Annotated in this window: 9 protein-coding genes; 3 read left to right on the plus strand and 6 right to left on the minus strand. The window is 58.6% G+C overall.

What is annotated here, in order from left to right; genetic code table 11:
- Positions 1-82 precede the first annotated feature (82 nt).
- Positions 83-1225 carry an elongation factor P maturation arginine rhamnosyltransferase EarP gene (gene earP, locus ACRESJ_RS33835; protein WP_431761765.1) on the minus strand — a complete coding sequence of 381 codons (1143 nt, stop codon included), beginning with the start codon at positions 1223-1225 and terminating at the stop codon, positions 83-85.
- Between the two features lie 124 nt (positions 1226-1349).
- Between earP and ACRESJ_RS33840 the strand changes: the two genes are divergently transcribed.
- Together ACRESJ_RS33840 and ACRESJ_RS33845 are read left to right on the plus strand one after the other, a co-directional pair.
- Positions 1350-1757 (plus strand): hypothetical protein, encoded by a 408-nt coding sequence (locus ACRESJ_RS33840; RefSeq protein WP_431761766.1) that lies wholly within the window; start codon positions 1350-1352, stop codon positions 1755-1757.
- A gap of 14 nt (positions 1758-1771) precedes the next feature.
- The gene (locus ACRESJ_RS33845) at positions 1772-2254 is read left to right on the plus strand and encodes a GreA/GreB family elongation factor (protein ID WP_431761767.1); all 483 of its coding nucleotides are present in this window, start codon (positions 1772-1774) and stop codon (positions 2252-2254) included.
- 6 nt (positions 2255-2260) lie between these two features.
- Here the strand turns inward: ACRESJ_RS33845 and cysB are convergent, their stop codons facing one another.
- The 5 genes from cysB to ACRESJ_RS33870 form a co-directional block, all read right to left on the minus strand.
- Entirely contained in the window at positions 2261-3235 is a 975-nt protein-coding gene (cysB, locus tag ACRESJ_RS33850) for an HTH-type transcriptional regulator CysB (protein WP_007899921.1), read from the minus strand.
- A 114-nt stretch (positions 3236-3349) separates the two neighbouring features.
- A complete protein-coding gene (locus ACRESJ_RS33855) occupies positions 3350-3859 on the minus strand; it encodes a universal stress protein (protein WP_431761768.1) in 510 nt (169 codons plus the stop codon).
- 94 nt (positions 3860-3953) lie between these two features.
- Positions 3954-4859, minus strand: a complete 906-nt coding sequence (locus ACRESJ_RS33860; protein WP_431761769.1) for a 5'-nucleotidase — start codon at positions 4857-4859, stop codon at positions 3954-3956.
- A 25-nt stretch (positions 4860-4884) separates the two neighbouring features.
- A complete protein-coding gene (locus ACRESJ_RS33865; RefSeq protein WP_431761770.1) occupies positions 4885-5838 on the minus strand; it encodes a putative 2-dehydropantoate 2-reductase in 954 nt (317 codons plus the stop codon).
- A complete protein-coding gene (locus ACRESJ_RS33870) occupies positions 5835-6221 on the minus strand; it encodes a thioredoxin family protein (protein WP_431761771.1) in 387 nt (128 codons plus the stop codon). The genes ACRESJ_RS33865 and ACRESJ_RS33870 overlap by 4 nt, the downstream gene beginning before the upstream one ends.
- Here ACRESJ_RS33870 and ACRESJ_RS33875 point away from each other — a divergent pair.
- Complete coding sequence (locus tag ACRESJ_RS33875) at positions 6220-6663, plus strand: PilZ domain-containing protein (RefSeq protein ID WP_431761772.1); 444 nt, start codon at positions 6220-6222, stop codon at positions 6661-6663. The two genes, ACRESJ_RS33870 and ACRESJ_RS33875, sit on opposite strands and share 2 nt — an antisense overlap.
- Positions 6664-6826 lie beyond the last annotated feature (163 nt).

The following is a 6826-nucleotide window of genomic DNA, read 5'->3' on the forward strand; positions in this document are numbered from 1 at the left end:
CGGTACCGGGTTTGAGTTCTTTACCAGTTTTCATTGCGAATATCCGAATTTGGATGGGATTTACAAAAATCTAGGCCGCGTATCATATCCAATTTCCATAAAACTGTACCAGCGCCGTGGCAAGATCGGCTTGCAAGGCCTGTTCCAGACACCATGTTTCGGCGTGTTTTTCCAGCTCTGGCCAGTGTTTACGGGTGCAATGCCAGTGGTCGGTCATTTTTTCACCGGCGTTCCACGCGCGCCAAAGACCACTGATCGCCTCCCGGGCGGGCTCCGAAAGCCCCTTCACATACAGTTCAAGGAAGGCTTCGAGCTTGTCCAGGTGGATATCCTCTTCCTGCTGATAGATGTGCCAGAGCATTGGCCGAGCCGCCCACTGAGCCCGGACAAAGGAATCCTCGCCACGCACGGCGTTGAAATCACAACACCACAGCAACTGGTCATACTGATCCTGCCGGACAAAGGGCAACACCTGCACGGTCAGGGCGTTACGCACATGCAGCGCGCCGGCCTTCAAATCGCTCACGCCGAGCCAGCGTTCAACATCCCCGAGAATCCGCCCTTCCGGCACCAGCAAGTGTGTGGGTGTCGAATCGCTCGCCATTGCGTCCAGCCAGCTGGCCAAACCGGTGTTCTCGTAGGCGAACAACGAAATCAGCTGCGCATCAGGCGAACGGTCGATCCCCAAGCCTTGCAGGAATGCTCGCTGGGCCTCGGGGTCCTGTTGAAACTGCCTGCGCCGTTCCAGCAACCCGCTTTCACGCAATAAACCACCCGTGCCTTTCTGGAATCCGGGAAAGAAAAAGAACTTCTGCACGTGCTTGTACTTGACCGAAGGCAAGCCGTGGCAGCCGACCACCCAATCCTCCGCGCTCAAGTAATCAAGATTCATCCACAGCGGTGGTTTTTCCCGCTCTGCCATGGCCTCCATATAGGCTGAAGGCAACTGACACGCGAATGCGGCGATCACCACATCGCCCGCTTCAGTCGGCAACCACTCGGCCGGCCACTGACGCACCTCGACGCCTTGTTGCCATTGCTGCGGGACGTGGACGTCGATTTCCGGGCACATACGCTCGAAAGCCCGCAGATCATCGACCCACAAACGCACCGCCAGCGAATGCTCGGCCACCAATTGCCGGGCCAGGCGCCAGGTCACCCCGATGTCGCCGTAGTTGTCGACCACCGTGCAAAAAATATCCCAGCGGGTTGTCATTTCAGGCATTGCAGATTCCCGTTGGCAAAAGCCGCGATTATCCGCATAAATTACCCTGCGCAGAAGAGCCGACGACGATTATTCTTCATGCGACAATCGCCATTCCCCCGCGACTCACCGCCAGGAGGCAGCCATGCCCTATCGTTCCAACCCGCGCCGCCCGTTGCCGATCCAGCTCAATGCCGTGCAACTGACCGGCAGCATCGCCCTCGGTTTGTGGCTGGGGTTCATTGCTATTACGCTGACCTGCTGGCTCGCTTCTCGCCTGTCCTTCAGCGAGCAACTGGCCCCCGTGGCCCAAGCCGTGCAGCAACTGGCCAACCCACCGGTGGTGCAACGGATTCCGGATATACCTCCACAGAGCCCTTTGTTCGAGCAATATGAAGAAAACCTGCGCAAGAACGAACAAGCCCAGCGGCTCGATCAGGCGCGTAGCAGCAACCGCAATCTGTCGAACCCCAAATGTCAGTTCTGGTTGCAACAGGACCAGACCGCCCCCAGCGAGAAAAGCCGCGCCAACGTCCTGCAATTCTGCGATTGATCAAGAACCTGACCATGCATAAGCACACTGTCCACCAACTGATTCTCGACAAGCTGCGAGTCGATCTCGACATCGCCGAGCGGGCTGCACAGACCGCTTACGAAACGGCGACCCACGAAGAAAACATCGCCGAAAACAAGTACGACACACTGGGACTCGAGGCATCGTACCTGGCCGCCGGGCAAGCCAGGCGGGTTGAAGAAATTCGCCAGTCACTGGCGCTATGCCAGGACATGACGCTGCGTGCATATGACGAACAACGGGGTATCGAGGTGGGTGCCCTGCTGGGCCTGGAGGATGAAACGGGTCGCGAGCAATGGCTGTTTCTGGCGCCGGACGCGGCTGGCCTGAAAGTCGATCTGGTGGGACAGTTGATTACCGTCATCACCCCGCGCTCACCGCTCGGCAAAAGCCTGCTGGGCAAGTTCGAAGGCGATGAGGTGGAGATTCTGGTGGCGGGCGCTCGGCAACAGTTCGCTGTCACCGAGGTCATCTAGAAAGGATTAATGGACGGGCAGTTCGACGCCGTCGAACAGCTCTTCCAGTTCCTGCTTGTTGTGGCACTGGATAGCCTTGGCCATGACTTCGCGGGTCAGGTGCGGAGCGAACTTCTCGATGAAATCGCACATGAAGCCACGCAGGAACGTGCCACGACGGAAACCGATTTTAGTGATGCTGGATTCGAACAGTTCGCTGGCATCAAGCACCACCAGATCGCTGTCCAGCTTGGTATCGACGGCCATCTTGGCCACGATACCTACGCCTAGCCCCAAACGAACGTAAGTCTTGATCACGTCAGCGTCGGCGGCGGTGAACACCACTTTGGGCGTCAAGCCACGATGACTGAAGGCTTCGTCGAGTTTCGAACGGCCGGTAAAACCGAACACGTAAGTCACGATCGGGTATTCGGCCAGGGCTTCGAGGGTCAGCTTCGACAGCTTGGTCAGCGGGTGCCCCTGAGGCACAACCACGCAGCGGTTCCAGCGATAGCACGGCATCATCACCAGGTCACCGAACAGCTCCAGTGCTTCGGTGGCGATGGCGAAATCCACGGTGCCGTCAGCGGCCATTTCGGCGATTTGCATCGGCGAGCCCTGATGCATGTGCAGGGCAACGTCCGGGTATTGCTTGATGAAGTTGCTGATCACCGGCGGCAATGCATAACGCGCCTGGGTGTGGGTGGTGGCGATCGACAGGGTGCCTTTTTTCTCGTTGGAGAATTCCTGGGCAATCTGCTTGATGCTTTCGACCTTGCGCAGGATTTCGCCGGCGGTGGTGATGATGCGCTCGCCGGCCGGGGTGACGCGGGTCAGGTGCTTGCCACTGCGGGCGAACACTTCGACGCCCAGTTCGTCTTCGAGCAGGCGGATCTGTTTGCTGATGCCCGGTTGCGAGGTGTAAAGACTTTGGGCTGTAGCGGAAACGTTGAGGTCGTGGTGCGCCACTTCCCAGATGTAGCGCAATTGTTGAAGCTTCATATGAATCCCTCAAAGCAGATAGACGCCACGGGCGATCAGCGACGGTATATAACTATATTAATGGTTTGAAGAATAAATCTAGAACTTTTTTATCAGCGTGCCACTATTCGTGCCCTAGCGATCCCCTTGGCGACGACGCTGCACCAGGGGCACCAGATAAACCGGTACCTTGGACAGCTGCAACACCCGCGCGGCGGTGCGGCCCAACGGCGTTTCCGCGCCGGCACCATGGCTGTGGCTTCCCAGGATCAACAAATCCACAGAGAGTTTCTGTGCCTGGTCGAGAATCACCTGCGACGGATCGCCCTGCAGCACCCGTACAGCCTGAATTCGCTCCAGATCCAGCTCACCCTCATCCCCCCCTTCCAGCTCGTCACGAAAGCTATCCAGTACCCGCTGCTCGATACTGGCAATGACCGTGTTCAGACCCTGGCTGTGAAATTCGTTCAACGCCTGTTCGTCGAGGTAGCTCTGAAGCACCGATTCGGCAAACAACCCCATCGGTTCCACCGCGTGCACCACATACAGGTCGGCATTGAATGTCCGAGCCAATGCCAGCGCGTGCTGCATCACCACAGGAGCGTACAGGCCGAGGTCAGTTGCATAGAGCATCGAACGAATCATATGACCTCCTCTAATGCCAACATGGCGGAGATTGATTCAGCTTAGCAGTGCCTTGGCGAGTACGACGTCTGGCGTAACACCTTGAACGGTGGGCTTAAACCTTTTGCTCGTTGCTTATGCCATGTGGCACATGGCCGGTGGGGACGACTTCTCGGGCCGATTCACAATGGCCGGCCTGATCGTCGAAAAACACGTCGGCGGCAAATGCCTCCAGGAAAGCCGACTTGGTCAGCCCACCGAGGAACAGTGATTCATCCAGGCGAATATCCCACTCGCGCAAGGTGCGGATGACTCGCTCATGGGCCGGCGCCGAGCGCGCCGTCACCAGTGCCGTGCGGATTGGGCACTCGCCATCCGGGAACTCGCGCTGCAGCAGGTTGAGGGCCGCCAGGAAGCCTTTGAACGGTCCACCACGCAAGGGCTCGCGCGCCGATTCGCGTTCGCTCGCCTGAAAAGCTTCCAGGCCACCGGCCTGGTACACGCGCTCCGACTCGTCGGAAAACAGCACCGCATCCCCGTCGAACGCGATATGCAGTTCATCGCTGGCCGCGCGACGGGCGCCTCCGGACAGAATGGTCGCCGCAGCGAACCCGGCGTCCAGAGCACTGCGCACATCCTCGGCGTGGGTCGAAAGAAACAGGTCGCAGCCAAAGGCCTTGAGGTAGGGATAAGGACTGCGCCCGCCAACAAATGCAGCGCGGGATATGGCCAGCCCATAATGATGGATCGAGTTGAACACCCGCAGGCCAGTGTCGGCACTGTTGCGCGACACCAGGATCACTTCGACGCGAGCGCGGCCCAGATGGGCATTGAGATTCAGGAGTTTTTGTACCAACGGGAATGCATCGCCGGGTTCGAGGATTTCGTCTTCGTGTTCGATCTGATATTGCCGGTAGGCCTCGACGCCACTCGACAGGTAAACCTTGTGGCTTTCACTCAGGTCGAACAACGCTCGCGACGAAATCGCCAGCACCAACTTGTCGTCAATAACCTTTGGCATCCCCTTCCCCCTTGCCTGAACCCACTCAGGTGTTGCGTCGTTCGATAAAACTCAAGCTGCGATACAAGGCCTCGATTCGCGGCATCTCACATCCCGCCGCCCTGGCTGCTGCCAGGGGTAGAGCATAAATGGCTTGCAGTTCCAGCGGACGCTTATGCAGAAAATCGTGGTACATGCTCGGCCAGTAGTCGGGCATTTTCTCGGTCACCATGAACAGTTGCGCAGCATAGCCAGGCGGCACGTCGTGACCACAGGCAGTCGCCCCCTGGACCACTTCGGCCATCAGCGCCTTGATCATTTCCCGGCTGTCCGGATCGGCCATCAAGGGCGTGGTGCTCGCCCCGAGCAACACGGAAAGACCGTTGTACGGGATATTCCAGACCAGTTTTTGCCAGCGCGCCTGATGCAGGTTCGCCATGGCCTGGGAGTCGATACCGGCGGCACGGAACAAACCGACGCCCTCTTCGACAATCGCTGCGCGCGCCGACGCCTCGGAGAGACCACTGTGGTAGCCGACGTGCACCGCACCGAGCGCCTGATGGGTAATAACACCGGGCCCCTCACGATGAACGCAGATATAGCAGAGCCCACCCAGCAAATGCAGCGAGTCGGGAAGCAATGGGCGCAGGCTGTCTTCGACGTCGAGGCCGTTTTGCAATAACAGGACCTTGGCGTTCGGTGCGGCGGCTTGCAGGATCGCCGGTGCCAGATCCGCGTTACTGGTGGTTTTGGCGCCCACCAGCAACCAGTCGCAAGGCGGCATGTCTTCTGGCGTCGAATAGGCCTGTACCGGGTTCAACGTCAACGCGCCGTGGGGCGCACTGTGGACCTTCAGCCCGCGCTCGGCCACTGCAGAAAATTCGCTGCGCAGCAGAAAATGCACATCGAAACCGGCGCGCGCCAGCATCACCCCGTAAAAACCACCGATTGCACCGGTTCCGATGATACCGATCGTCGGTTTGGCAACTGCCCCCATCATGGCAACTCCTCTGCTGTACGACTCAACGCCTGCCGTACGGCTCGATTGAGCTCGGTAGCGGTCAGGCGTGATTTCAGTGCTCCAAAGAATTCGCCGTCGCGAACGACAAACAGCGCCGGCAAGTGAAAGACCTGATATCGCTCAACCACCCCACCGTTATTTCCGGCATCGATCCAGCACAGTCGATCGACTGCCAGATCCAGGGTCGGCAATTGTTCACGGGCAAACCGGCAACTGGCACACCCCACGCTGGTGAAAATCACCAGGGACACGCCGCTCATCGCCAGCAGCCGTTGATCTGCGTCGAAATCGGTCAGCTGCGATTCGACCACTATACTGGGGGAAACAATGTCAGATGGCCGACACATGGAGTCCGTGCTCATGGGACGTTTTCTTCCTCATCCTGACGATGTACCCGTCGAATTGACGTTGCTCAAACCTGAATGTATTTCGCGGCAACAGTTGCACACTATCAGCCTCGGGGGCATGGCTTGCAATTACCACCGCGCGTGGCGTTACGGCACTGCACTGCAAGTACGCATGCCGACCGTAAATCCCGACATGCGCTACCTGGGTTATGTAGCCTGGTGTTTGCGACGCAAACACGGCTATCTGGTGGGCATAGCCTTCGTCGACGAACAGACGCTGTTCAGCGCCCGCATGGGTGAGCAGGTATGCCAGATCGAACGTTACTGTCGCCTGCACGATGCCCATGATGACCTGCAGGATATTCAAGCCCTGGCGCTCGAATGGGTCCAGGCACATGCCGACGAGTTCTCTCATGAGACGGTTCGCAAGGCATTTGCGCATCCCGTGCTGGATTAAAGCGCTGTCTGCCCATTGTCGAGCCACGGTGTAACGCGCTAAGGTTCGGCTCCCCGACGCGCTTAATTTGCTGTGCTCCGCCGCGCGGGTTCGCTGGCGGCCGGCACCCGTGACCTGACGAGTAAACGATGGCTGATTTACCGATCAACGACCTAAACGTCGC

Origin of the sequence: Pseudomonas sp. (assembly GCF_050739655.1) — a bacterium.
In the GTDB taxonomy this organism is placed as follows: Bacteria; Pseudomonadota; Gammaproteobacteria; order Pseudomonadales; family Pseudomonadaceae; genus Aquipseudomonas.